This is a genomic window from Dyella sp. Tek66A03 (assembly GCF_052567735.1).
On the sequence record NZ_CP199584.1, the window covers coordinates 89,717 to 112,887 of the forward strand.

A 23,171-nucleotide genomic window follows, 5' to 3' on the forward strand; every position below is an offset into this window, starting at 1 on the left:
TCGGCGGGGAACCGAACTTGGTCCATGAAACTTTGATCTACGCAGCTAAACCTCCTGGCCGCACTCGACACCCTGGCAATTCTGATCAGCGTGGATTGCTGCGATAACAACCAACTGAGAGGACTTTGGGCATATCCGTCTTGGGTTGCTCCTTCAGACGGTCGTTGCGACACACTGCAAATAGAAAGGTCCGAACTGGGGTATCCGTAATATAGTGCGGCGCAGGGTCCGGGCGGCTAGCTCTTCGGATAAAGGGCGACAGTTCGTCTGCAGGACCTTAGCGGCCAGCGAACACGACAGCTGGTGATAGCTTCAGCACGGGGCGCACGCTGAGCAATGCAGCCGCCAGACTGACCAGCGTCACCATGGCCATGCCGAAGATGGGCGTGAACCACATCATGCGGAATGGGTAGTGCAGCGCACCGAAGGCCTTTCCGGCTGCACTGCACAGTCCGAGGCCCAGCCCTGTGCCCAGCAAGGCACATAAGCCCGCCTGGGCGAACAGCATGTGCACCAGTTGCTTCGACGTGGCGCCCATGGCCCCCAGTACGGCGTACTGCTTGAGATTCTCGTTGGTGAAGATGTAGAGCATCACGCCGGTCACGCCAAAACCCACGATCATCGCCAGGAACAGCATGGTGGCGACGTCGCCGACGTCCTCCGAGTTGCGAAGGAACCAGTAGACCGTATCGGTCTTGAAGTCGGCGGCCGTGCGTGCGCGCAAGCCTGTGCGCGCCTCAATGCGCCGCGCCAGTTCGCGCGGGGCGGTTCCAGGTGTCGCGGTAGCGAGCACAAAGGTGAGGCGATGGCGTTCCGATGGAAGGAACCGGCTGGCATTGGCCACCGTGGTGTAGAGCAGAGGACGGGCGGGGTAGCGGGGAAGTGCCTGCACGTTATCCACCACCAGTGCGCGCCGATCATTGATCTGCAGCGTGTCGCCCGCTTGCAGTTCACGGCTCGGTACATCGAGGTGGGCCCGGCCATAGGGCCACTGGTCCCGTCGCCGCGAGGGAGTCTTGAGCTTGCCGTCAGTCCCTCCCGCGCTGACGAGCACTGCATCGGGCGTGCGCAGCAGGACAGTTGCAGCCTTGTTCTTCGTCGCGGGCACGCCGGCCAGCGAGGCGTCGTCCATGCCAACGATCTGATAGGACTGGAAACTCCCGTTTGGGAAATGGATGTCCGTGGTACCCAGCGTCATGGGCACGGCCGCACGGACGCCCTCCACGCTGCGCACGCGATAGAGCGCAGCATCGGGCATGTTGATGGTCTGCTCCACCGACGCCACCGAAGGATCCATGATCCACACGTCTGCATACGGGTGCTCCGAGATCAGCGCGAAGCCCCACGTCATGAAGCCGCTGAAATAAGACAGCGCAAACGTCACCAGAAACGACGTGAAGGTGATGCCGAAAATCAGGCCGGCGTACTTCGCACGGTCGCCCAGCAACATTCGGATGGCGAGGCGAAACATCAGCGGCTCTCCCCGTTCCAGCCGCCGCCCAATGCCTTATAAAGCACAATGAGATCCGTGCGTTGCGTCGTCAGGCTCTGTTCCATCGCGCTTTCGGACTGCAGCACACGCCGTTGTTGGTCCAGCACGGCGCGAAAGTCCGTGATGCCGCCCTGATAGAGCGCACGGGCGTGTGCCAGTGCACGCATCTGGGCGGCATGGGATGCGGCCAGTGCATCATGGCGCTTGTGTTCCTCCTGGCAGGCGGCCAGCGCGTCTTCGACTTCCTGCATGGCGGTGAGGATGGACAGGCGATAGGCGATCAGCGCCTGCTGTGCCTGTTCGTCGCGCACATGGATCATGGCCTTGATCTGGCCATGGCGGAACACCGGCCAACTGAAGGCGGGGCCGATAGACCAGAGCGTGCTCTGCCGGTTGAAGAAGTTGTCTGCGGTAAAACTTGCCAGTCCCATCGATGCGTTGAGCGAGAACTGAGGATAGAGTTCGGCCGTGGCCGCACCGACGCGGGCCGTCGCCGCCGCGACTTGCCGCTCGGCGTGCTGGAGGTCAGGCCGGCGACGCAGGAGATCCGACGGCATGTCGGCGTCCGGAGCGGCCGGCATGGGGCCGAACGCGCGCGCCTGCGTCAGTTCACTGGCAAGGTCCCCGGGTGACGTGCCGAGCAGAACGGCAAGTTGGTGGATGGCCTGCTCGGCCTGTGCATCTCGCGGTGGCAAGGCGGCATCGGCATCGCGCAGCTGCGCTTCGGCTTGCGCCACGTCCTCGTCGGTTGCCATGCCTCCGGCGTAGCGGGCCTGCGCCAAGGTGAGGGCATCCCGTTGCAGGTCACTGCCACGTTGGGCCAGTGCGTGCTGCACCTGTGCATCGCGCAGTGTCATGTACGTGCGCGCAACCTCCGCCACCAGTGATAGCTGCACGGCGTCGCGATCGAAGGCCACCCCTTCGGCGTCCGCCTTCGCCGCTTCGACGCTGCGTCGGGTCCCGCCGAAAAGATCCAGTTCCCAGCTCGCGTCGAAGCCGGCCTGGAAAAGATTCTCCACGCCCGTGCCGTTGCCCAGTTCGCCGCCTCGTCCAAACGGTGACACCCCCGGCGCATTCTTGCTCTGGCCACCACGTTGTGCCGAGCCTCTGGCATCCACACTGGGCCACAAGTGTGCGGAAGACGCGGTGGCCAACGCGCGTGCTTCGCGAATCCGCGAATCGGCGAGTTGCAGGCTGGGATTGGCCTGGAGTGCGCGCTCGATCAGTGCGTCCAGCTCCCGGTCGCCAAATGCCGACCACCATTGGGCAGAGACGGACACGTGCGTGCCTCCCTGCGTATTTGGCTCGCTCCAGTGCGCGGGTATCGGTTCGGACGGGCGGTGGTACTCCGGGCCAACAGTGCACGCGGTTGCCGCGATGGTGATCGCCAGCACGGCCGGCGCGCGCAAAAACGATGGGGACGATTCCCGGTCGTTCATCGGCGAGACTCCGCTGCCTTGTCTCCTGGCAGGGCGGGCGCTTCAATGTAGACGTCCATCCATTGACCCACGTACACGGGCAGCCTGGCGGGGTCGAAGCTGTAGACGACCTGCAACACGCGCGAGTCGACGCGTTCCGTGCTGTCGCCCGTCACGACGGCACGGGGAACGATGGCCGGCTCGATGTGCTCGAAGTGCAGCGGCATGCTGATCCGTGGATTCCCACGGAGGAACGCCGTCGCCTTCGCGCCCGGCTGGACGCGCCACGCATCGTTCTGGTCGATGCTCGCGCGTACCCAGAGGCGACGAACGTCGCCTAACAGCAGCAACGGCGTGCCTCCAACCGACGTGACGGCTTCCCCGGGATGGATGTTGATCTGGAGCACCTTGCCGGTGGCCGGCGCAAGTACGGTACGAAGGGCCATCTCTTTCCGAAGGCGGTCGACTTCTGCCTGTGCGCTGGCCACGGCCGCGACCGTCATCGCGACATGGGCGCGACGAGTCTTCATCTCCTCCGCGCTGACGGCACGGTGGTCGGGCACCTGTTCGGCGAGCTCGAGCATCCCGGTGGCCTGGTCCGCGGCAGCCCTGGCTTCTTGCACCTTCGCGGACGCCGGCAGGAGTTGTGCCTCCAGGTCGCGCTTGTCGAGCTCGAAGAGCGGGGTGCCTGCGTCCACGAGGGCGCCCCATGTCACCCGCACGGCGGTGACGATGCCGGCGACCGGCGAACCGACGGCGATGTCTCCCGACTGCGATTCGACCACGCCTGGGCCAGCAACATACGCGGCATACGGAACGTTGGGGAAGTCCACCGACGCGGTGGTAGACGTAGCCTCGCCTTGTCCGTCGAAAACGATTGCAGCGAGGGTGACGCCGACACCCAGCACAGCCAGTGCGGGAATCAGGTTACTAGCTTTCATGGAACCCCTCGGGTGGCGCGGTTCTCAGGTCGACGATGCGGCCGTCATCCATGTGCGCAATGCGGTCAGCGAACGAAAGAATGCGGGTATCGTGCGTCACGATGATCAGGGCGCGTTCCTCTTCCCTGGCGAGGTCTCGCAGCAGCTCGATCACGGCGTGCCCGGTGGCGTGATCCAGGCTGCTGGTGGGCTCGTCGCACAGAATGATCTGCGGCGCATGCACGAGCGCACGCGCGATAGCGACGCGCTGCTGTTGTCCGCCGCTGAGCTTAGGTGGCGGCACGTGAACACGATCGCCCAGGCCCACGCGCTCAAGCAGGCGACGCGACCGCGCTTCCGCTTCCTGCCGAGGCACGCCCTGTATCAACAGCGGAACGGCCACGTTATCGAGGGCCGGCAGCGCCGGCAGCAAGTTGAATGCCTGGAAGACGAAACCAATGTGGCGGCCGCGGAATACGGTGCGCGCCTGTCGTTCCATATGCCGCAAGTTCTCGCCGAGGATTTCGCACTCGCCCGCATCTGGATCGAGCAGGGCGGCCAGGATCGAGATCAGGCTGGTCTTGCCGCACCCCGAGGGGCCCACCAGCATTAGCAGCTCGCGCTTGTTCACCTCGAGATTTACGCCGCGCAAAGCCGGCACGCTGGCGTCGCCCGTTCCATAGGACTTGTGTAGATTCCTGCAACGAACGGCGAGATGGGGTGGCCAGGTCATGACGGAGTGAACAGGACGCATCATTCGACAAAAGCCAGCTTGGACGACCAGACTTAGCTGGGCATTAGGGCATCCAGCGTATGTGCCGGCATGTCGCGACCCACGTCGCTGCGCCTACAATGCAGCATGCGCATACTGGTGGTGGAAGACGACGCGATGATTGCCGACGCGGTGCTGCAGGCATTGCGCGATGCTGCTTACGCGGCCGATCGCGTGGGCGATGGCCAGTCCGCCGTGGCCGCGCTGGCCAACCACGAATACGACGCCGTGCTGCTGGATCTTGGCCTGCCCCGCAAGGACGGCATGGATGTGCTTCGGCACATCCGCCAGGCGGGTGACTCCGTGCCAGTTTTGGTAATGACGGCGCGTGACGCGATCGCCGAGCGCATTGCCACACTCGATCTAGGCGCTGACGATTACCTCATCAAGCCATTCGACGTGAACGAATTGCTCGCCAGGTTGCGCGCCGTGGGTCGGCGGCTCGCGGGGCAGGCATCCAGCGAACTGGTGCATGGCCTGTTGTCGCTGAACCCCGTCACGCACCGCGCGCGTTTCGGTGACGTGGAATGCGAATTATCGGCACGAGAGTTCGCGCTGCTGCAGGCGCTGGTGTTGCGCCGCGGTGCCATTACTTCGCGCGAGAGCCTCGAAACCGCGCTGTATGGATGGAACGAAGAGGTGGAGAGCAACGCCGTGGAATTTCTCATCCATCGCGTGCGCCGGAAGCTGGGCACGTCGGTGATTCGGAACGTGAGAGGAGTCGGATGGACGCTAGGCAATTCCCCGCCGCACGATCCCTGAGAATTCAGCTTTCGCTAGGGATGGCCGCGGCCATTCTGGTCGTGGGAAGCGTGGCTGGCATCGCATCGTTCTACTTCGCGTTCGACGAAGCGCACAGCCTGCAAGACGAAACCTTGCAACAGGTGGGACGGATCATCGTCCGCATGCCACCGGAACTTGCCGACCGATGGGGTGTGCTGGGTGCGGATGCCGCCTCGCCCGAGTCGGTGGTCGTCGCCCATCTCGGCGAGGCCGGTCCCGATGGCGCGTGCGGAACCTCGCAAGGCATCACGCTGCCATGTCAACTTGGCGATGGCTTTCATACGCTGGACCTGGGGCACAAGCGTTGGCGGGTGCTGGTGGCATCCACTTCGGCGGGCCAGCGTTTTGCGATTACCCAGCCCACGTCCCTTCGCGACGAGATCGCCCGCGACGGAGCACTGCGCATTGTGACGCTCATGTTGTGCTTGCTGGCGGCGCTGGTTCCGTTAATGGCGCTGATCGTGCGCCGCATGCTGTCGCCCGTGGCGCAACTGGCCGACCGGCTGGACAGAGCGGACGACCACGCCATTGACGCACTGCCGGAGATAAACATCCCGTCCGAAGTGGCGCCGTTCGTGCGGTCGATCAACCGCCTGCTCGCGCGGCTGCGAGAGTCGATGGCGCAACAGCGTCGCTTTGTCGCGGACGCGGCCCACGAGCTTCGCTCACCACTGGCTGCACTCAACCTGCAAATGCAAAACCTGGGCAAGGCCGATCTTCCTGCGGATACGCTGGCCCGACTGGAATCGGTACGCGCGGGCCTTTCGCGCAGTACGCATCTCATCGGCCAGCTGCTCTCGCTCGCGCGACTGCAGCACGAGACATCGTCTTTGCGTGGAGTCACGCCCGTGCATGACGTGATCCGCCAGGTAGTAGTCGAAGCAGATACCTACGCCACGAGCAAACAGATCGATCTCGGTGTGGAACGGCTCGTAGCCATCGATCTACCAGTCGAAAGGCAGGCGCTGCATAGCGCCTTGCGCAACCTCGTCGACAACGCCATTCGCTACACGCCACCGGGAGGGCGGGTGGATATACGCGTTCAACGCGAGGACCCGTGGGTACGGATTGACGTTGAGGACAGTGGCCCGGGCATGTCGCCGGACGAGTTGGCACGGGCCTGCGAGCCGTTCTTCCGTGGACAAGGTTCGGGAGAGGCTGGCAGCGGACTCGGCCTAGCCATCGTTTGTGACGCTGCTCGGACGATAAACGGAAAGTTCACGCTGACCTCTAAAGGAACGGGCCTGCTCGCGACGCTTCGACTCCCCATCACGTAGCCCTTATACCGACACGCTGGTACCAGCAGCCAGGTGCTTTTGGCATGTTTGAGCACGAGCCATGGCAAGTAACAGCCAGTAATTTTCGCTAGTGTTGTGAGGGGCGCTTGGAATATCGATGGGGATCGGGTGCCATAGCGCTCTTGCTGTCAGAGGGGCATATGCCCGACCGCAGCGAGTGACATGGCTCCAACCATCGCGCTACCAAGCAACGTCCATCCCATGCCGACCTTGAATCGGAGCATCGCGAGCATGGAGGCGGCCGCTAACGCCGTGGCCAGCACGTGCAGCGTGGACCATTGCGGCACTTCCATTGCCAGGGCGCCTAAGCGCTCCGTGCGCACCGTTCCGAACAGCGTGTGCAGGGCGAACCAGACCGAGAGGTTCAGCACGACGCCCACGATGGCAGCGGTGACGGCCGAGAGCGCTGCATTGAGCGTGTGCTGACTGCGCAGGGATTCCACGTAGGGGGCGCCGAGGAAGATCCACAAGAAGCACGGCGCAAAAGTCACCCAAGTGGCGAGCACGGATCCGATGACGCCCGCCGTCATGGGCGACACGCCTACCTGGTGATGGAAGGCCCCAAGGAACGCCACAAACTGCAACACCATGATCAGCGGACCCGGCGTGGTTTCCGCCAAGGCCAGTCCATCGAGCATCTGTCCGGGGCTGATCCATTGAAAGTGTTCGACGGCACGCTGGGCAACGTAGGCCAGCACCGCATACGCGCCGCCGAATGTCACCACGGCCGTTTGCGAAAAGAAGATGCCCTGCTGAGCCACCACGCTATGCAAGCCAAAGCTGCCGATCACCAGGGCGACCGGCAGTAGCCAGATGACCAGCCAGGTCAGCAAGATGCGCACGGCACGACGAGCTGACGGCATCGTGTGCCGAAGGTGGCCCTGACCGAGCAGTCGGTCAATCAGGTATTCCGAGGACGCATCAGCTTCCGTGGACTTGGGTGGCGGAAAGCTCTGGGGCAACCACCAGCGCCCGACCACGCCCAACAATGCGGCCGTGACAACGATGAGCGGGAACGGCACCTTGAACACATAGATGGCCACGAACGCCAAGCCGGCAATGCCGACCATTACCCGGTTCTTCAGGGCCTTTCGACCGATGCGCAGCACCGCTTCCACCACAACCGCCAACACCGCTGCCTTCAACCCAAAGAACACGGCCGCGATGAGCGGAACATTTCCAAACAGGGCATAGATGATGCTGAGCCCTAGGATGGTGATGAAGCCGGGCAATACAAAGAGAAAGCCTGCGATGAGGCCACCCGTGGTTCGGTGGAGCATCCAGCCAATGTAGATGGCCAATTGCGCAGCCTCGGGGCCTGGCAGCAACATGCAGTAGTTCAGAGCATGCAGAAACCGTGCATCGCTGATCCATTTGTGTCGCTCGACCAGTTCACGATGCATCACTGCAATCTGGCCAGCGGGGCCGCCGAAACTGAGCATGCCCACCTTGGCCCACACCAAAGTCGCCTCGCGCAAGGAGGGCTTTTCTGCCTCAAGAACAGTGGCGGCGGTGTCCATCATGGCGGCCATGGGGTGGTGCTCGATGCTCAACGAGGTGATCAGTGCGATGCGTGGTGTGCTTGGGCGTCCAACGCGGCACGGAAGCCCTGGGCCAGATCCGTCGCTTTGCCCTTGCCCCAGAAATGAGTGAAGTAGAAGTTGGGGCTCTCACCGATCATGTGGTTGTGTAAAGCCACTACGTGGATGCCGGCATGGCGCAACGCCATCAGCACGGGGCGAACATCTTCGGCGCGCATGATGAAGTCGCCATCGACGGCGGCCAGTTCATCGCTGCCACTGAACGCAGCCCAGGTGGTCAGGCCCATCGAGGCGCCGACCTTCTGGCCGTGCATCTGACCTTCCGTGCCGATCGTGACCTTGGCCACGCCGTCGGTGACCGGAGCCGGATGGCCCACGATTGTGGCGAGGGCATCAGCATTCATGGCGCCGGGTGAGGGCGTCGGGCCACCGAACCCATCAGCGGGTTGTGTATGCGCCGCGCGCACCGCCTTGATGGCATCCCACACCGCTTTCACGCCGGCTGCCAACTGGGTCGGTGAACCATCGCCGCCGATGTGCATGAAGTAGACGTGGGGCTGGTCGTAGAAGAAGTGGTTGTGTAGACCGGTGACCTGCAACCCATGGGCGAAGGCGGCATCCATCGCTGCATCCACTTCGTCCTGGAACACCACCGTGTCACCCATCACCATCGCCTCGTTACCCATCGAGGTGAAGGCAGCCCAAGACCCGAGTCCGGCGGCGGGCGGCAAGCGCATGCCGTCCACCGTGACCTGCACGTCGCTGCGGCTCCAACCGATCTTCACGACGCCATCGGGTTGCGCCTTGGCTTCCACGCCGGCCGCTTTGCTGATCGTTGCTGGATCTAAGGTCGCGGCGGCGGCTGGCAAGGTAGCGACCATGCTTAGCGTCAACAACATCGCACTCAGCGGGCGCGCGCAGCGTCCAACGAACGTCTTCGTCATTAGGATTCTCCGGGGGTGTCGAGGTAGGCGGCGTACAAGCTGTCGAGGACAATGCTGATGTCGGCCAGGAGGCCGTCATCGTCATCTCCGCGTCGGGAGCGGGCGCCCGTCATCACGCTGGCAAATCCGGCGGCATCCGCCATGGGCACGCCACCCACATCGAGGTAGTGCACTAGGCGGCCGACGCGAACCAGACCGGGGTCGTTGTCCAAGCCGAAACTGGCGGCCAGCACTTCAAAGCTGACTCGCGGACCCACGTGCGTGAACGTGGCCCCGTCGAAATCAAAGCCCAGGGCGTCCGCCGGCCAGTCGACAGGACTAGCCAGCCACAAGAACTGGGCCTCTGGATCAATGAAACGGCGGATCAACCAGGCCGAAGCGACTCGATCCACCCATAGGTGCCGACGGGTGGCCCAGCATCGACCTCGATGGTCGACCGGATCGCGGCGAGTGATGGCCCCTTGGGCGGGGTGCGGCTCGTCCGGGGAGAACTGGGCATTGATCGCCTGTTCGACATCACGCAGGGCACCTTCCGCCTGATCCCGAGCGGGGCCGGGGAAGAAGTCGATGGCGGCCACCCCGTCCACCTCCCGACGTAGAGCGGCCAGTTGGCGTCGCGCCTCTACTTCCGACAAACCCGAGAGGCTGGTCGTCAGTTGAGTCAGTCGTTCCAGGCTGTCGGCATAGAGCGCCGTGCGGTCAAAGGCTTGGCGCAGCTCGGCTTCCTGCCCGTCATCGGCAGCCGTGAACGGAATGACGTGGGCCGATCCGCCAGCCTCCGTGACTTCGGCGGCCTGGCCCCGAAGAAAGACCCAGCTTGCTTCGTTGGAGGGGAGGACGTAGACGCCGTCGCGAATAGGGACCGCGCCGGCCGCTTTGAGGGCGCGCCAGAGCCGCATGCGGGGGTTCGGACTACGCCCCGTCAGCGAGGCGACCAGCATGACCCAGGTGGCTTGACTCCATGGCATGTTATGAATACTACATCTACGTTATAGTCATAACAACATAGATTGGGCTAAGGCCAATGTCAGGGCGAAGCTCCGATCATGGGGGCTCATCAGGATCCGGGAGGTTCGGCATGACCCAGCAGTTAGTCTTACGGCGCAGACGGACGGGGGCGCTCATGGCCCTCTTGGCGATGGCTACCACGGTGGCCTGCAGCAGTCCGGCGACGGGACACCTCCCGCTCACCACGGTGGCCGATGCGCCTCTGACCGGCGGCACCACGCGCTGGGATTACGCCAGTTTCGATCCAGCCATGCATCGCCTTTACTTGGCGCATCTGGGCGACAGCGTGGTCACCGTGTTCGACACACAGACCCAGAAAGTGGTGGCCGACGTGTCCAACATCAGCCACGTGCATGGCGTGCTGTTCGTGCCGGAGCTCGGGCGCGTCTACGCGTCAGCCACGGGCACCAATGAAGTCGTCGCCATTGATCCCGCCACGTTGAAGATCACCGCGCGCGTGCCGGCGGGGGACTACCCCGATGGCATGGCCTACGCCCCCGAGGTCCACAAGCTTTATGTGTCCGATGAGCATGGGGGCACCGACACGGCGATTGATGTGCGCACCAACACGCGGGTGGCCAGCATTCCCTTGGGCGGCGAGGTGGGCAACACGCAATACGATCCGGTGTCCCACCACATCTTTGCGAACGCACAGACCCGCAAACAGTTGGTCGAGATTGATCCGGCCAGCGACAAAGTCATCAGCCGGACGGATCTCCCGGGCGCAGAGGGCAACCATGGCCTCTACATTGATCCCGCTACGCACTTGGCCTTTATTGCATGCGAAGACAACCATAAGTTGATCGTGGTGAATCTCACGGAGAAACGCGTGCTTTTCACCTTCGATGTGGCTAAGGATCCAGACGTGCTGGCGTTCGATCGCGCCTTGGGTTGGCTGTATGTGGCGGGTGAGAGCGGTGAGGTCTCCGTATTCAATGTCCAGGGGCAGACAGTCAGCCCGGTGGCCACCGGTATGCTGGGTCCCAACGCCCACGTCGTGGCAGTGGACGAAGCCACACACCGCGCCTATTTCCCGCTGAAATCCCTGGCAGGGAAACCCATATTGCGGATCACCGAACCGCAGCGATGATCCGCAGCGGGAGGCGCGCCCTCAGGCGTGCTGCTTGCTGGGAAAGAACACCGTGGCCGGCGCATTGGCCTGGGCGATTTCGACCGTGACGTGCGCCAGCTCCTCATGGATCGCCAAATACCCCCGCACCACCGCCGGTGTCAGCGGCTTGTCGGTGACCAGGCCCAGGATGCACGCATAACGACCTTTGCCGACCCGCCAGACGTGCAGGTCAGTGATGGCCGCGCCGGGGAGTTTGTCCGCCACCACCTCCCGGACTTCTTCGACAACCGGCGCATCCATGTCCGCATCAAGCAGGATGCGGCCGGATTGCTTGATCAGGCTGACGGCCCACTGGGCGACCAGCACGGCGCCCACGATGCCCATCACCGGATCCAACCAGCCAATGTTGAGGAACTTGCCGCCTAGCAGCGCCATGATGGCCAACACGGAGGTGGCCGCATCCGCCACCACATGCAGGTAGGCCGAACGGAGATTGAGATCGTGGTGGTGGCCATGGCCGGCGTGATCGCGAGCGTGGCCGTGATCATGTCCGTGCCCATGGTCGTGATCGTGATGGTGGCCGTCCTGCAATAGCCAGGCGCACAGCAGATTCACCAGCAGGCCCACCACCGCAATCGGGATAGCTTGGTCGTAGTGGATGAGGGCTGGGTGCACCAAGTGCTCCACGGACTGGACGAGCATGAGCATCGCCACGACACCCAGCAGGAGTGCGCTGCTATAACCACCCAGCACTTCGATCTTCCACGTGCCGAACGCAAAGCGCCGATCCGTGGCCAGTCGGCGGGCGAGAACGTAGGCACCCGCAGACACGCCCAGCGCCAGAGCGTGGGAACTCATGTGCCAACCGTCCGCCAGGAGCGCCATCGAGTTAAGGGCATAACCGCTGACGATCTCCACCACCATCATGATCGCGGTTATGACGACGGCCCGCAGCGTGTTCTTCTCGGCCAGCGGGTTGCCTTCGTTGAATTGATGGGAGTGCTGGAACGGCGCGGGGTCGGGCCTGGTCATGAGAGCTATCTCACATAAGGTATACCCCCCTATACTATGTTGATCGCCAGGAGATCGCCATGTCTCACACCATCCAGAACAAGAAAGCGCTGATCACCCGGGTGCGCCGGATCGGCGGCCAGGTGGCTTCGTTGGAAAAGGCACTGGAAGCCGATGCGGACTGTGACGCGGTGTTGCAGCAGGCGGCTTCGATCCGCGGGGCCGTCCAGGGGCTCATGGGCCTACTGCTAGAAGACCACCTAAAAGAGCATGTGGCCGCCAGTAACCCAAAGGCATTGCGGGAACTGGAGCCGGTCATGGCCGTACTGCGCAGCTATCTGCGTTAGCAGGAACACGAGCAAGGAATTCATTACCGCTAAAGGCACCCCGGGATTGCACCATGACGGCGCATTGTCCATGATGGTGCAATGAACGATGCGACCTCGCGTGGTTGGGCTGAGCCGCTGGCGACCGGAGTCGCGCTGGCGGATGCGCAACTGCGCCTGCTGTGGGTCAATCCTGCGTTGGCCGAGCTGCTGGCGGTTGGGCCGCGCAGCGCGGTGGGGCAGTCGCTGGCGGTGCTGCTCCATCGGCCGGAATGGATGGCGCTGGCGGAGCGCGCCTTGCTCGAACCATCGCCGCTGCAATTGCGCGGCATCGAGGTGCCTTCCTTACGCGGTGATGCGGGGCGCATGGATGTCTCGATGCAGCCGCTGTCGACGGGCGAACTGTTGCTGGAGGTGCATGCGCTGGCACCACCCGTGCCGTCGGACACGCCGCTGTCGGCCACCCTGCGTGGCTTCGCGCATGAAGTGAAGAACCCGCTGGCGGGCCTGCGCGGCGCCGCGCAGCTGCTGCAGCGCCGTGTGGATGACGAAGACCTGCGTTCGCTCGCCGGCCTGGTCATCGCCGAGGCCGATCGGTTGACAGCCTTGGCCAACCGGCTGTTGCGGCACGGTGGTGCCGTGCAGCTGGGACCCGTCAACGTGCATGAGCGACTGGAACGGCTGGGCGATCTGTTGCTGGCCGAGCCGTCCGCACCTGGCGTGCGGCACGACTACGATCCGAGCCTGCCGGATGTCTATGGCGACGACGATCGTCTGCTGCAGCTGCTGCTCAATCTCGCGCGCAACGCCATCGAGGCGGGCGCACAGACGCTCGTTTTCCGCACGCGCGCGGAACCCGCCGTGCGCTTGGGTGAGCGCACGGCGCGCATGGCCTTGCGGGTGGACGTGATCGACGACGGCCCGGGCGTGCCTGCGAGCTTGCGCGACACCTTGTTCGAACCCCTGGTATCCGGTCGCGCGGACGGCAGCGGCCTGGGTCTTGCGCTGGCGCGGGAGATCGCGCGCGAGCATGGGGGCGAACTGCGTTATGTCAGCCGCCCTGGTGAGACGGTGTTTTCCCTGTATCTGCCGATGGGCCATGCACATGAATGAGTCCCGCCCCGACATCTGGATTGCCGACGACGATCGCGGTGTGCGCTTCGTGTTGGCGGAGGCGCTGCGCGATGCGGGTCTGCACGTGCGCGAATTCAGCACCGGCGAGGAAGTGCGACTCGCCTTGCGCGATGCTCGTCCGGCCCTGTTGTTGACCGACGTACGCATGCCTGGGGAAGGGGGGCTTGCCTTGCTCGCTGCGCTAAAGGCGCAAGGCGTGGGGCCGGTGATCGTGATGAGTGCTTACACTGACGTCGCCACCGCCGCCGCTGCCTACCGTGCCGGCGCGGTGGACTACCTGGCCAAGCCGTTCGATCTCGATCAGGCTGTCGCCGCGGTGCAGCGCGCGCTGGCCGATGTCCCGGTGACCGCGTCGCCGCCGGTCGACGTGCCTCCCGCGCATGCGCTGCTCGGCGAGAGCGCGGCGATGCGTGAGGTGTTTCGCCTGATCGGTCGGGTCGCGGCCAGTGATCTCAACGTGCTGATCACCGGCGAGACCGGCACCGGCAAGGAGCTGGTGGCGCGGGCGCTGCACGAGGAAAGTGCGCGCCGCGGCAAGCCATTCGTCGCGCTCAATACCGCCGCCATCCCCAGCGAGTTGCTGGAAAGTGAGTTGTTTGGTCATGAAGCGGGCGCCTTCACCGGTGCCACGCGCCGCCACGCGGGCCGCTTCGAGCAGGCCGAGGGCGGCAGCTTGTTTCTCGATGAAATCGGCGACATGCCCTTGGCCTTGCAGACGCGGCTGCTGCGCGTACTGGCGGGCGGCGAGTTCTATCGCGTGGGTGGGCGCGAACTGATGCGCGGCAATGTGCGCATCATTGCCGCCACGCATCAGGATCTGGATATACGCGTCGCCACCGGCCAGTTTCGTCCTGACCTCAAGCATCGCCTCGACGTCGTGCGCATCGACTTGCCGCCATTGCGCGAGCGCCGCACCGATATTCCCTTGCTCGCGCAGCACTTCCTCGCCGCGGCGGCGCAGGAGCTGAGGCTGCCGGCCAAGCGTTTTTCCAAACCCGCACTCAAGGCGATTGCCCAACGGGATTTCCCGGGCAATGTGCGCGAGCTCGAAAACCTGTGCCGCCGCCTGGCAGTGATCGCACCGGGCACGGAAATCCTGCCATCCGATCTGGGCGCTTCCGCCGCCGTGCCCGCCGCCGGCGGCTGGACCGATGCGCTGCGCGAATGGGCGACCCAGGCGATCGCCGAAGGCGAGCTGGATATCCACACACGCGCCCGCGAGGCGCTCGACCAGACGCTGTTGCAAGCCGCGCTGGCCGCGCACGATGGACATCGGCAGCACGCGGCCGCTGCGCTTGGCGTGGGCCGCAATACCTTGACCCGCAAACTGGGCGCCTCGCGCAAGCGACGCCCCAGCCAAACCTGAGTAATCGCGCATGACCGTCACGATCCGGCCCGCAGAACGATCCGACCTTCCCCTGCTGGTGCAGTGGAACGCCGCCATGGCATGGGAAACCGAACAAAAGGCACTCGACCTCGCGGTGCTCGAACGCGGCGTGAAGGCCGTGTTCGACGAGCCGAGACGTGGTTTTTACCTGGTCGCGGATCACGACGGCGTGCCCGCAGGCTGCCTGCTCGTCACCTACGAATGGAGTGATTGGCGCGCCGGCGATTTCTGGTGGATACAGAGCGTGTATGTGGTGGCGGAAGCACGTCGCGCGGGCGTGTTCCGCAGCCTCTATGCGCACGTCGAACAGCGTGCGCGCGACGTCGGTGCCGTGGGCTTACGCCTTTACGTGGAAACCGAAAACGAACGCGCGCAGCGCACTTATGCGGGGCTGGGCATGGATCGCTGCCATTACTTCATGTATGAAACGGAGTTCGCCGCGTCATCGTGATTGCTTCAGGCGGGCAATAGATCGCGCCCGAAATCCCCGGCCGGTTGTGCCGAGCCGAACAGGAAGCCCTGCAGCAGCGAGCAGCCGGCGCGACGCAGGTGGTCGGCCTGCTCGCGCGTCTCCACGCCTTCGGCGACCACGGTCATGCCGAGCCCATGGGCCATCGCGATGATCGCGTCGGTGATGGCGGCATTGTCGGCATCGGTCGCGATATCTCGCACGAAGGTGCGATCGATCTTCAATGCGTCGATGGGGAAGTACTTCAGGTACGACAAGCTGCAATAGCCGGTGCCGAAGTCGTCCAGCGCCAGGCTCACGCCGAGATCCTTGATGCGCTGCATGAGCGCACGGCTCTGGTCGCCAGCCGACATCACCATGCGCTCGGTCAGCTCCAGCTCGATCAGCGAAGGCGGCAGGTCCGCTTCCTGCAGCGATGCCTGCAGCGCCGCGTGGAAGCCGGGGTGCTGGAACTGGGGTGCGGACACGTTCATCGCCACCACAATGGGGCGGCCCTCGCCATGCCATTCGCCGGCCTGGCGGCAGGCCTCGCGCATCACCCATTCGCCGAGCGGCACGATCAGCCCGGTTTCCTCGGCCACCGGAATGAACTGGTCGGGCGTGTAGACGTCGCGACCATCCACCTGCCAGCGCAGCAAGGCCTCCGCGCCGACGATGGCGCCGGTGTGCGCATTCACTTTCGGTTGGTAATGCAGGCGAAGGTCGCCTTGGCGCAGCGCCTTGCGCAAATCCTGTTCGATGCGCAGGCGCGCGGCGGGACGTTCGCTCATGGACGGGGTGAAGAAGCGGTAGCCGTTGCGGCCTTGCATCTTCACCTCGTACGTGGCGACGTCGGCGTTGCGCAGCATGGACTCGGCATCCTTCGCGTCATCCGGATAAACGCTGATGCCAGCGCTGAAATTGATCGTCAGATCGGCCAGCCTGCTCGCGCTGGATGCCTGCCACTCGCGCATCAGCTTCTCGCACAGCTGGCTCGCGCCGATGCGCCCATCCACATGCGACAGCAGCACCACGAATTCATCGCCGCCGACCCGGCTGACGGTGTCCTCATTGCGCAGGCTGTTGCGCAGGTGCGCGGCGAACGCGCGCAGCAAGGTATCGCCTGCGGTATGGCCAAGCGTGTCGTTGACCTGCTTGAAGTGGTCGATGTCGATATGCAGCAGCGCCGCCTGGTCGTTACGGCGCATGGCGGCGGCCAGCACTTGTTCCAGTCGCGATTGCAACAGGCTACGGTTGGGCAGTCCGGTGAGTGTGTCGTGCTGGGCAAGATGGGCCATCTTCAGCGCCAGCGCGCGCGTTTCGCTCACATCGTGAAAGACCAGGACGCCGCCGATCACGCTGCCCGCATGATCGTGGATCGAGGCGGCCGAGTCTTCGATGGGGGTCTCGAAGCCATTGCGGTGGAGCAGTACCGCATCCCCTTTCAGCTCGACGATGGCATCGCGTGCAATCGCGTCCAGCAACGGGTTGTACAGCGGCTCGCGCGTGCGGCTGTCGATCAGCTTGAACACCTCGCTCATCGGTCGCCCGATCGCCTCGGCATGGGTCCAACCGGTCATCGCCTCGGCGATCGGATTGAGCGACGTCACCCGATGCTGCAGGTCGGTGGTGATGACGGCGTCGCCGATCGAACGCAGGGTCACTTCGGCCAGCTCGCGTTCGCGGAACAGCGCTTCCTCGTAGGCCTTGCGCTGGCTGATGTCCTGGATCTGCGCCACGACGTGATATGGCGAGCCATCCCAGGTGCGCACGAGCGACACGCTCAGCTGCACGTGCACGCTGTGGCCGTCACGATGGAAGTAGCGCTTCTCCAGCTGGTAGTTCTCGCGCTTGCCCTCCATCAGCTCGCCGGCCAGCAATCGACTGGCGGCGAGGTCGTCGGTGTGGGTAATGTCGATGATCGTCTTGGACAGCAGCTCTTCTTCACCGTAACCAAGCATCTGGCACAGGGCGTCGTTGACGCGCAGCAGATGACCACCGGGCGCGACCAGTGCCATGCCGATCGAGGCGTGTTGAAACGCGCCATAGAAGCGCTGCTCGCTCTCGCGCAGCTGGGTTTCCAGCGCGTGGCGCTCGGTGATGTCGATGAATACGGTGAACACGCCACGCACCTGGCCGTCGTCGTCCAGGTCGGGCTGAAAATTGCCGTGCACGTAGCAGCGCGCCGAGCCGCTGAACAGTTCACCTTCGTACACCGCGGGCTCACCGGCGAGGGCCTGGGTCAAGCACGAACCGGCGCGTTGCATGCTCCAGGGATCGAGCACCTCGTCCACCGTGCGCCCGAGCATGTGTGCGGGGTCGACGCTCAGCCATTGTTGGTGGGTGGCATTGACGAAGCGGAAGCGCCGCTGACTGTCGATATAGGTGATGAGCGCGGGCGCACCTTCCACCACGTGCGCCGCCCATTGAGCCTCGCCACCGGCTGGTACGAACTCGCGATCAGTCTGTCGCATGCCTGTCGCCGCCGCCGGCGCTCCCCCTGCGCCTCCAGCGCGCATCATGCGACAAGTATGGTCGTCTGTGCAGGTGCTGGGTAGGCGAAATCCGACGTCGTTGTGATCTGGTGCGCGAGGCACCTTCAGGGCAAGCTCAATGCAAGCTTTCCGTCGGCGCGCCGAGCTGGCCTTCCGTATCAAGCAGGATGCGACCCAGGGCGTGCAGATCGGAGGCGATGCCGTAGCGGCCGGACAGGTCCGCCACCAGTGGTCCCAGGGCGCGCGGATGCAGCGGATAACCATGCGCCAGCACGCGGGCACGCCCGCCATGACCACGCTGCGCCAGGGTCACCGCGACCACGCCCAGTCCGGGCGCTTCGTGCGCGTAGAGCGCGGGCGCGTCGTAAGCGGCATCGGCTGCCGCGAAGGTCTCGAGCAAATAACCCGTCGCCGGTTCGGCCGCGTCGGTGCCTGGCAGCACAAGCGGCAGGTGATGGGCGTCCAGCAGGGCGGCATACTGGCGCAGCTCGAACACGAGGCCGGCCAGGTCATGCCCGCGCTGGCTGATATCGGTGTTCTGGCTACTCAACCAGTCGGCCGGGGACTGCACCTCAACGCGGCCTTCGACGTAGCGCATCCGCAGGCCGCGGGCGCTCAGGGCGGACTCGTCGCGATACGGCGTCAGTAAGGCGGCTTCCAACAAAGTCCACAGCGGCGCGAGGTTGACGTGCTCGTACTGCACGCAGGTCAGCGCCAGCAAGTCATTGCGGCTCAGGTAGCGGGCGTGCTCCAGCTGCACGCCGAGCGTACGCATAAGCCAGTCGGCCGTACGCTGTCCGGCCTCACCGCGGCCGACCAGCTCCACTTCGAGCTTCTCCGACAAGGGGTCGGCCAGCGACTCGGGGGCCAGCACGGTGATCGGCAGTAGCCGCATCGGGCCATCGGCGAAGGCCGCTTCGGGTTCCAGTGGCTGCGCCGGCATGTGGCCGTCATGCGTGCCGAAGGCCACCACGTTTTCCAGATGACCGCGCGGCACGCGCCGTGCCAGCTCGTCCAAGGTGGCCCAGACGGGAAAGCCCGGTCGCAGCAGCTCGACGGCGTCGAACAGCGCCCCAGCCACCGCGAGACGGGCCTGGCCGACCTGTGGAACCAGCGCATGCAGGTCCTCGGCCATCAAGGCGGCCAGTTCCGCCGCTTCGTCTCGGCTCAGCGTTCGGCGCGGCGACGCATCGCCGGAGGTCAGCTCCAGGGCCAGCACGATGGGCAGGGCGGTGAGTGTTGATGCTTCCACGGCTGGCAAATCCGAACGGCAAAGAACCAAATTCTAGCATTCGCCGGTTTTTGGGCTTCCGTGCCGTTGCACGGCGGGTTAGCCTTGAGGACTCGGCTTTTCGGACTTGTTTTGGCCATGGAAAACACGCTCAAGCGCGTCGGTGTGATCGGCGGCATCCGCATCCCGTTCTGCCGCAACAACACCGCCTACGCCGATGTCGGCAATTTCGGCATGTCGGTCAAGGTGCTTGGGTCGCTGGTGGAACGCTATGCCCTGCATGGCGTCGAGCTGGGCGAAGTGGCCATGGGCGCCGTGATCAAGCACCCGTCCGAGTGGAACCTGGCCCGCGAGGCGGTGCTTTCCTCGGGGCTGGCCCCGACCACGCCAGGCATCACCACGGCGCGCGCCTGCGGCACCTCGCTGGACAATGCCATCATCATCGCCAACAAGATCGCCACCGGGCAGATCGAGGCGGGCATGGCCGGCGGTTCGGACACCACCAGCGACGTGCCGATCGTGCTGGGCGAACGCCTGCGCAAGCGCCTGCTCGCGGTCAACCGCGGAAAGTCCTGGCAGGACAAGCTGCGCGCGGCTACCCAGGGTTTCTCGTTCAAGGAATTCAAGCCGGCGTTCCCGGGCGTGGCCGAGCCGCGCACGGGCATGTCGATGGGCGATCACTGCGAGAAGATGGCCAAGGAATGGCATATCGCCCGCCAGGCGCAGGACCAACTGGCGCTGGAAAGCCACCAGAAACTGGCCGCTGCCTATGAGGCGGGCTTCTTCGATGACCTGGTGGTGCCGTTCCGTGGGCTTAAGCGCGACGGTTTCCTGCGTGCGGATTCCAGCCTGGAAAAATTGGGCTCGTTGAAACCGGCGTTCGACAAAACCTCGGGCCACGGCACGCTCACGGCCGGCAATTCCACCGGTTTGTCCGATGGCGCGGCGGTGGTGCTGCTGGCCAGCGATGACTGGGCGGCCAAGCGCGGGCTCAAGGTCCAGGCATATTTCCGCGACGCCGAAGTGGCGGCGGTCGATTTTGTCCATGGCGAGGGCTTGTTGATGGCGCCCACCGTGGCGGTGCCGCGCATGCTGGCGCGCCATGGACTAACCCTGCAGGATTTCGATTTCTACGAAATCCACGAAGCCTTTGCCGCCCAGGTGCTGTGCACGTTGCGCGCGTGGGAAAGCGCTGAATACTGCAAGCATCGCCTCGGCCTCGAGCAGCCGCTGGGCTCGATCGATCCGGCCAAGCTCAATGTGCATGGCTCCAGCCTCGCCGCGGGTCATCCGTTTGCCGCCACCGGCGCACGCGTGGTCGCCACGCTGGCCAAGTTGCTGGAGCAGAAGGGTTCGGGCCGTGGCCTGATCTCCATTTGTACCGCCGGCGGCATGGGCGTTACCGCCATCCTGGAACGCTGAGCGGCCCGGTCCGGCCGCCGTTTTCGTGGTGAAACTGCGCACTACCGCCAGCCTGAGTCTCCTGGTGCTGGCCGTTGGCGTGGTCGGCACGGCATGGCTGAGCAGCCTGACCGACCACTGGCAGGGTCCCGCGGCTGCGCAGCCCGCGCATGTCGCGCGCGCACGCGCGCCGGCGCCGCGGCATGTGCGCCCCATGCATGAGGCCCGGCGCGCCGTGGCGGCGGCCAAGCCACATAAGGTGGCCGCCAAACCCGTTCGCCCCACGCCCTTGCCGACCTTGACCCCCGTCGACATGCCATCGGCTTCCGCCGCCTGGTTTGGCGCGCCGGAAGCGGTCAGTGGCCGCGTCCTCCTGCATCTCTCGGTCGACGGCAGTGGCCGGGTCAAACGCGCTTCGGTCGCCGAATCCAGTGGCCATGCCGGGCTGGATGACCGCGCCGTGCGCACCGCGCTGGGCTGGCGCTTTGCCGTGCCGGCGAATCATCCCGATGGGCTGGACGGCGTCCTGGTGATGCGCTTTGGCGACGATGCGGGCCCTGTCGCGCGTCTCCCTTGAGATAGAGAACAGGCCCCGAGTAGACAGCCAGCGTTCTACAACACACCCATGGCGCTCGATCCAAACGCGGTGATCAAGCGCGTATAGATCAGCTTGGGCGAACTGGCGACATCGGGGAAGTCGCCCACCGGTGTGTAACAGCTGAAGAACGCAGGATCGCTCGGGCGCATCGGCGTGCAGCCTGCCTTGAGCTCGTAGCTGGTGGCATAGCGGTAGGGCCACAGGTCGAAGATCGGCAGGCTGGCGGAGATATTGCCGATCGCCAGGCTCAGGCTGCTCTGCTGGCGTGGAGCGACGACCCAGGCGTTTTCGGGCTGGGTGTCGCGCAGGATGCTTTCGCGCAACTCGTTGGCAAAGCGCGCGTCATAGACGATCACGCCGGCCTCGGTGTTGTAGTGGTCCGAGCGCGGGTCGAAGTTGTGCGAGCCAACCATGGCGAAGTCGTCATCCACCACGAGGGATTTGGCATGCAGTCCGAAGCGTCGTCCTTCGCCGGTCAGCGGCGCCGGCCGATTGCGCCGGGCCTGGCTACGACTGCCAAGCAGTCCGCGTTCCGTGCCGATGCGACGTCGGGCTGCCTTGCCGTGCTCGCCTTGTTCGGCCGGTGGCGGTGCATCGTCCGCACTGGCCTCGGCATTGTCATCGGCCGGGCCGGCGGCGCGCGGTTTCATTTCGTAGATCTCGAAACCGAGGTCCTTGAGATAACGCTTGCGGTGTTTATACGAGATGGCGTACACGGCGAACGCATCCGTCGAGGCCAGTGAATTGGTCGACACGATGATGCGTGGCGGCGTCTCGCGCTGGTGCAGGTTCGCGAAAATGTCCTGCGCGCGTTGACTCAGTACGAGGTACGGCGTCTGCATCACGACCTCGTGCTTGGCGGCGCCGACCAGTCGCATCACATGCGCGGTGAACTCGCGCGCGTCGTGTTGCTGCGGCTGTTCGGTCTTGGCGGGCAAGTCGCTGAAATAGTCGACGCGACCGGTGCGCAAGGTCTCGCTGACCAAGGCATCGTCCAGCCACTCGCCGTCTTCGGCTTCGTCCAGCACGCGCGCCACGCGCTGCGGATGCGCGTAATGCGGCGGCGGCCAGGGCTGCGCTCCGTCGCCGTCGAGGATGCGCCGGTTGACGTCGCGCAGGTGGGTCAATGGGGTTGAGCGTTTGTGCTTCCAGAACGTTTCAAAGCTCGCTGCCATCGCGAGCGCGGCCGGACCGCCGACCATCACGTCGCGATCGACATAGTCGAAATCGGCGTCCCAGTCGAAGTAGCGATCCTGGTAGTTGCGCCCGCCGGTGATGCCAATGGCGTTGTCCACCAGCAACAGCTTGTTGTGCATGCGCTGGTTGAATTTGCGAAAACAGCAGACGATGCCGGCGGTGAATTCCACCGCGGAGGTCTGCGCCTCATGGAAGGTGGGGTTGTACAGGCGCACCTCGAGGTTCTCGTGCGCGCTGGCGAGACGATTGAGCAGGGCCGGGTCGCCGAATGAAAACAGCTGGTCGGCAAGAATGCGCACCTTGACGCCACGCCGCGCGGCTTTCAGCAGTTCGTTGAGCACCAGTTGGCCGGCATCGTCCTGATCCCAGATATAGGTCTGCACATCGATCGAGTGCTGCGCAGCGCGAATCAGGTTGAGGCGCGCCACCATCGCGGCCTCGCTGTCATTGAGCAGGGTGACCGCGTGTACCGGTTGCGCTTCGGTGGAGCTGGCCAGCGCATCGTGCGCGGCATCGAGCAGCGGGGAATCGATGGCGCAGTGATCGGCGCGGTCGCAGTCCAGCGGGTGCTGCATGTCCGCGGCGACGATGGCGTCGGCGCGATGGATGCGTGTAGGCGACACACTGCATCCCGAGGAGACCAGGATCGCGACAAGCAAAATGGAAAAGGCGATCCAGCGCTGAATCATGCGCCG

Annotated in this window: 20 protein-coding genes; 9 read left to right on the forward strand and 11 right to left on the reverse strand. The window is 64.6% G+C overall.

The window, feature by feature from the left end:
• Positions 1-277: 277 nt before the first annotated feature.
• The 4 genes from ACT01B_RS00395 to ACT01B_RS00410 are packed head-to-tail and all read right to left on the reverse strand — an operon-like array spanning position 278 to position 4,563.
• Positions 278-1,471 carry an FtsX-like permease family protein gene (locus ACT01B_RS00395; protein ID WP_445145434.1) on the reverse strand — a complete coding sequence of 398 codons (1,194 nt, stop codon included), beginning with the start codon at positions 1,469-1,471 and terminating at the stop codon, positions 278-280.
• Entirely contained in the window at positions 1,471-2,931 is a 1,461-nt protein-coding gene (locus tag ACT01B_RS00400) for an efflux transporter outer membrane subunit (protein ID WP_445145435.1), read from the reverse strand. Before ACT01B_RS00400 ends, ACT01B_RS00395 begins: the two co-directional genes overlap by 1 nt.
• On the reverse strand, positions 2,928-3,851 hold the full coding sequence (locus tag ACT01B_RS00405) for an efflux RND transporter periplasmic adaptor subunit (RefSeq protein ID WP_445145436.1): 924 nt from the start codon (positions 3,849-3,851) through the stop codon (positions 2,928-2,930). Before ACT01B_RS00405 ends, ACT01B_RS00400 begins: the two co-directional genes overlap by 4 nt.
• Positions 3,841-4,563, reverse strand: a complete 723-nt coding sequence (locus ACT01B_RS00410; protein WP_445145437.1) for an ABC transporter ATP-binding protein — start codon at positions 4,561-4,563, stop codon at positions 3,841-3,843. Before ACT01B_RS00410 ends, ACT01B_RS00405 begins: the two co-directional genes overlap by 11 nt.
• A gap of 126 nt (positions 4,564-4,689) precedes the next feature.
• On the opposite strand from ACT01B_RS00410, the gene ACT01B_RS00415 reads away from it, so the two are divergent.
• Both ACT01B_RS00415 and ACT01B_RS00420 read left to right on the forward strand, forming a co-directional pair.
• Complete coding sequence (locus ACT01B_RS00415; RefSeq protein WP_445145438.1) at positions 4,690-5,364, forward strand: response regulator; 675 nt, start codon at positions 4,690-4,692, stop codon at positions 5,362-5,364.
• A gap of 20 nt (positions 5,365-5,384) precedes the next feature.
• Positions 5,385-6,662 carry an ATP-binding protein gene (locus tag ACT01B_RS00420; protein ID WP_445145439.1) on the forward strand — a complete coding sequence of 426 codons (1,278 nt, stop codon included), beginning with the start codon at positions 5,385-5,387 and terminating at the stop codon, positions 6,660-6,662.
• A gap of 149 nt (positions 6,663-6,811) precedes the next feature.
• Here ACT01B_RS00420 and chrA read toward each other — a convergent pair whose 3' ends face one another.
• The 3 genes from chrA to ACT01B_RS00435 are packed head-to-tail and all read right to left on the reverse strand — an operon-like array spanning position 6,812 to position 10,067.
• A complete protein-coding gene (gene chrA / locus ACT01B_RS00425; RefSeq protein WP_445145440.1) occupies positions 6,812-8,215 on the reverse strand; it encodes a chromate efflux transporter in 1,404 nt (467 codons plus the stop codon).
• 29 nt (positions 8,216-8,244) lie between these two features.
• On the reverse strand, positions 8,245-9,168 hold the full coding sequence (locus ACT01B_RS00430) for a DUF1259 domain-containing protein (RefSeq protein ID WP_445145441.1): 924 nt from the start codon (positions 9,166-9,168) through the stop codon (positions 8,245-8,247).
• Positions 9,168-10,067: a chromate resistance protein ChrB domain-containing protein gene (locus tag ACT01B_RS00435; RefSeq protein ID WP_445145442.1), complete on the reverse strand. Its 900-nt coding sequence runs from the start codon at positions 10,065-10,067 to the stop codon at positions 9,168-9,170. The genes ACT01B_RS00430 and ACT01B_RS00435 overlap by 1 nt, the downstream gene beginning before the upstream one ends.
• Positions 10,068-10,291: 224 nt before the next feature.
• On the opposite strand from ACT01B_RS00435, the gene ACT01B_RS00440 reads away from it, so the two are divergent.
• Positions 10,292-11,266, forward strand: coding sequence for a hypothetical protein (locus ACT01B_RS00440; protein WP_445145443.1), 975 nt, complete (start codon positions 10,292-10,294; stop codon positions 11,264-11,266).
• Positions 11,267-11,287: 21 nt separating this feature from the next.
• Here ACT01B_RS00440 and dmeF read toward each other — a convergent pair whose 3' ends face one another.
• The gene (gene dmeF, locus ACT01B_RS00445; RefSeq protein WP_445145444.1) at positions 11,288-12,280 is read right to left on the reverse strand and encodes a CDF family Co(II)/Ni(II) efflux transporter DmeF; all 993 of its coding nucleotides are present in this window, start codon (positions 12,278-12,280) and stop codon (positions 11,288-11,290) included.
• 59 nt (positions 12,281-12,339) lie between these two features.
• On the opposite strand from dmeF, the gene ACT01B_RS00450 reads away from it, so the two are divergent.
• From ACT01B_RS00450 to ACT01B_RS00465, 4 genes are all read left to right on the forward strand, one after another.
• Positions 12,340-12,606 (forward strand): metal/formaldehyde-sensitive transcriptional repressor, encoded by a 267-nt coding sequence (locus tag ACT01B_RS00450; RefSeq protein ID WP_445145445.1) that lies wholly within the window; start codon positions 12,340-12,342, stop codon positions 12,604-12,606.
• An 81-nt stretch (positions 12,607-12,687) separates the two neighbouring features.
• Complete coding sequence (locus ACT01B_RS00455; RefSeq protein ID WP_445145446.1) at positions 12,688-13,698, forward strand: two-component system sensor histidine kinase NtrB; 1,011 nt, start codon at positions 12,688-12,690, stop codon at positions 13,696-13,698.
• Entirely contained in the window at positions 13,685-15,085 is a 1,401-nt protein-coding gene (gene ntrC, locus ACT01B_RS00460) for a nitrogen regulation protein NR(I) (RefSeq protein ID WP_445145447.1), read from the forward strand. Before ACT01B_RS00455 ends, ntrC begins: the two co-directional genes overlap by 14 nt.
• Positions 15,086-15,095: 10 nt before the next feature.
• Positions 15,096-15,557: a GNAT family N-acetyltransferase gene (locus ACT01B_RS00465; protein WP_445145448.1), complete on the forward strand. Its 462-nt coding sequence runs from the start codon at positions 15,096-15,098 to the stop codon at positions 15,555-15,557.
• A gap of 5 nt (positions 15,558-15,562) precedes the next feature.
• Here the strand turns inward: ACT01B_RS00465 and ACT01B_RS00470 are convergent, their stop codons facing one another.
• Both ACT01B_RS00470 and ACT01B_RS00475 read right to left on the reverse strand, forming a co-directional pair.
• On the reverse strand, positions 15,563-18,028 hold the full coding sequence (locus ACT01B_RS00470; protein WP_445145449.1) for a sensor domain-containing protein: 2,466 nt from the start codon (positions 18,026-18,028) through the stop codon (positions 15,563-15,565).
• 136 nt (positions 18,029-18,164) lie between these two features.
• Positions 18,165-19,301, reverse strand: a complete 1,137-nt coding sequence (locus ACT01B_RS00475) for a hypothetical protein (protein ID WP_445145450.1) — start codon at positions 19,299-19,301, stop codon at positions 18,165-18,167.
• Positions 19,302-19,418: 117 nt separating this feature from the next.
• Between ACT01B_RS00475 and ACT01B_RS00480 the strand changes: the two genes are divergently transcribed.
• Both ACT01B_RS00480 and ACT01B_RS00485 read left to right on the forward strand, forming a co-directional pair.
• On the forward strand, positions 19,419-20,702 hold the full coding sequence (locus ACT01B_RS00480; RefSeq protein ID WP_445145451.1) for an acetyl-CoA C-acetyltransferase: 1,284 nt from the start codon (positions 19,419-19,421) through the stop codon (positions 20,700-20,702).
• Positions 20,703-20,730: 28 nt separating this feature from the next.
• On the forward strand, positions 20,731-21,258 hold the full coding sequence (locus ACT01B_RS00485; protein WP_445145452.1) for an energy transducer TonB: 528 nt from the start codon (positions 20,731-20,733) through the stop codon (positions 21,256-21,258).
• Between the two features lie 35 nt (positions 21,259-21,293).
• Here the strand turns inward: ACT01B_RS00485 and ACT01B_RS00490 are convergent, their stop codons facing one another.
• Positions 21,294-23,165, reverse strand: coding sequence for a phospholipase D-like domain-containing protein (locus tag ACT01B_RS00490; RefSeq protein ID WP_445145453.1), 1,872 nt, complete (start codon positions 23,163-23,165; stop codon positions 21,294-21,296).
• Positions 23,166-23,171: the final 6 nt, after the last annotated feature.

What these genes read in the sequence shown, in the direction of transcription:
- ACT01B_RS00440 (WP_445145443.1), top strand. Translation starts at nt 10,292, where the DNA reads ATGGCCCTCTTGGCGATGGCTACCACGGTGGCCTGCAGCAGTCCGGCG.
- ACT01B_RS00490 (WP_445145453.1), bottom strand. Translation starts at nt 23,165, where the DNA reads ATGATTCAGCGCTGGATCGCCTTTTCCATTTTGCTTGTCGCGATCCTG.
- ACT01B_RS00430 (WP_445145441.1), bottom strand. Translation starts at nt 9,168, where the DNA reads ATGACGAAGACGTTCGTTGGACGCTGCGCGCGCCCGCTGAGTGCGATG.
- ACT01B_RS00405 (WP_445145436.1), bottom strand. Translation starts at nt 3,851, where the DNA reads ATGAAAGCTAGTAACCTGATTCCCGCACTGGCTGTGCTGGGTGTCGGC.
- ACT01B_RS00420 (WP_445145439.1), top strand. Translation starts at nt 5,385, where the DNA reads ATGGCCGCGGCCATTCTGGTCGTGGGAAGCGTGGCTGGCATCGCATCG.
- ACT01B_RS00470 (WP_445145449.1), bottom strand. Translation starts at nt 18,028, where the DNA reads ATGCGACAGACTGATCGCGAGTTCGTACCAGCCGGTGGCGAGGCTCAA.
- ACT01B_RS00465 (WP_445145448.1), top strand. Translation starts at nt 15,096, where the DNA reads ATGACCGTCACGATCCGGCCCGCAGAACGATCCGACCTTCCCCTGCTG.
- ACT01B_RS00480 (WP_445145451.1), top strand. Translation starts at nt 19,419, where the DNA reads ATGGAAAACACGCTCAAGCGCGTCGGTGTGATCGGCGGCATCCGCATC.
- chrA (WP_445145440.1), bottom strand. Translation starts at nt 8,215, where the DNA reads ATGGCCGCCATGATGGACACCGCCGCCACTGTTCTTGAGGCAGAAAAG.
- ACT01B_RS00435 (WP_445145442.1), bottom strand. Translation starts at nt 10,067, where the DNA reads ATGCGGCTCTGGCGCGCCCTCAAAGCGGCCGGCGCGGTCCCTATTCGC.
- ACT01B_RS00395 (WP_445145434.1), bottom strand. Translation starts at nt 1,471, where the DNA reads ATGTTTCGCCTCGCCATCCGAATGTTGCTGGGCGACCGTGCGAAGTAC.
- ACT01B_RS00410 (WP_445145437.1), bottom strand. Translation starts at nt 4,563, where the DNA reads ATGACCTGGCCACCCCATCTCGCCGTTCGTTGCAGGAATCTACACAAG.
- dmeF (WP_445145444.1), bottom strand. Translation starts at nt 12,280, where the DNA reads ATGACCAGGCCCGACCCCGCGCCGTTCCAGCACTCCCATCAATTCAAC.
- ACT01B_RS00455 (WP_445145446.1), top strand. Translation starts at nt 12,688, where the DNA reads ATGAACGATGCGACCTCGCGTGGTTGGGCTGAGCCGCTGGCGACCGGA.
- ntrC (WP_445145447.1), top strand. Translation starts at nt 13,685, where the DNA reads ATGCACATGAATGAGTCCCGCCCCGACATCTGGATTGCCGACGACGAT.
- ACT01B_RS00450 (WP_445145445.1), top strand. Translation starts at nt 12,340, where the DNA reads ATGTCTCACACCATCCAGAACAAGAAAGCGCTGATCACCCGGGTGCGC.
- ACT01B_RS00415 (WP_445145438.1), top strand. Translation starts at nt 4,690, where the DNA reads ATGCGCATACTGGTGGTGGAAGACGACGCGATGATTGCCGACGCGGTG.
- ACT01B_RS00400 (WP_445145435.1), bottom strand. Translation starts at nt 2,931, where the DNA reads ATGAACGACCGGGAATCGTCCCCATCGTTTTTGCGCGCGCCGGCCGTG.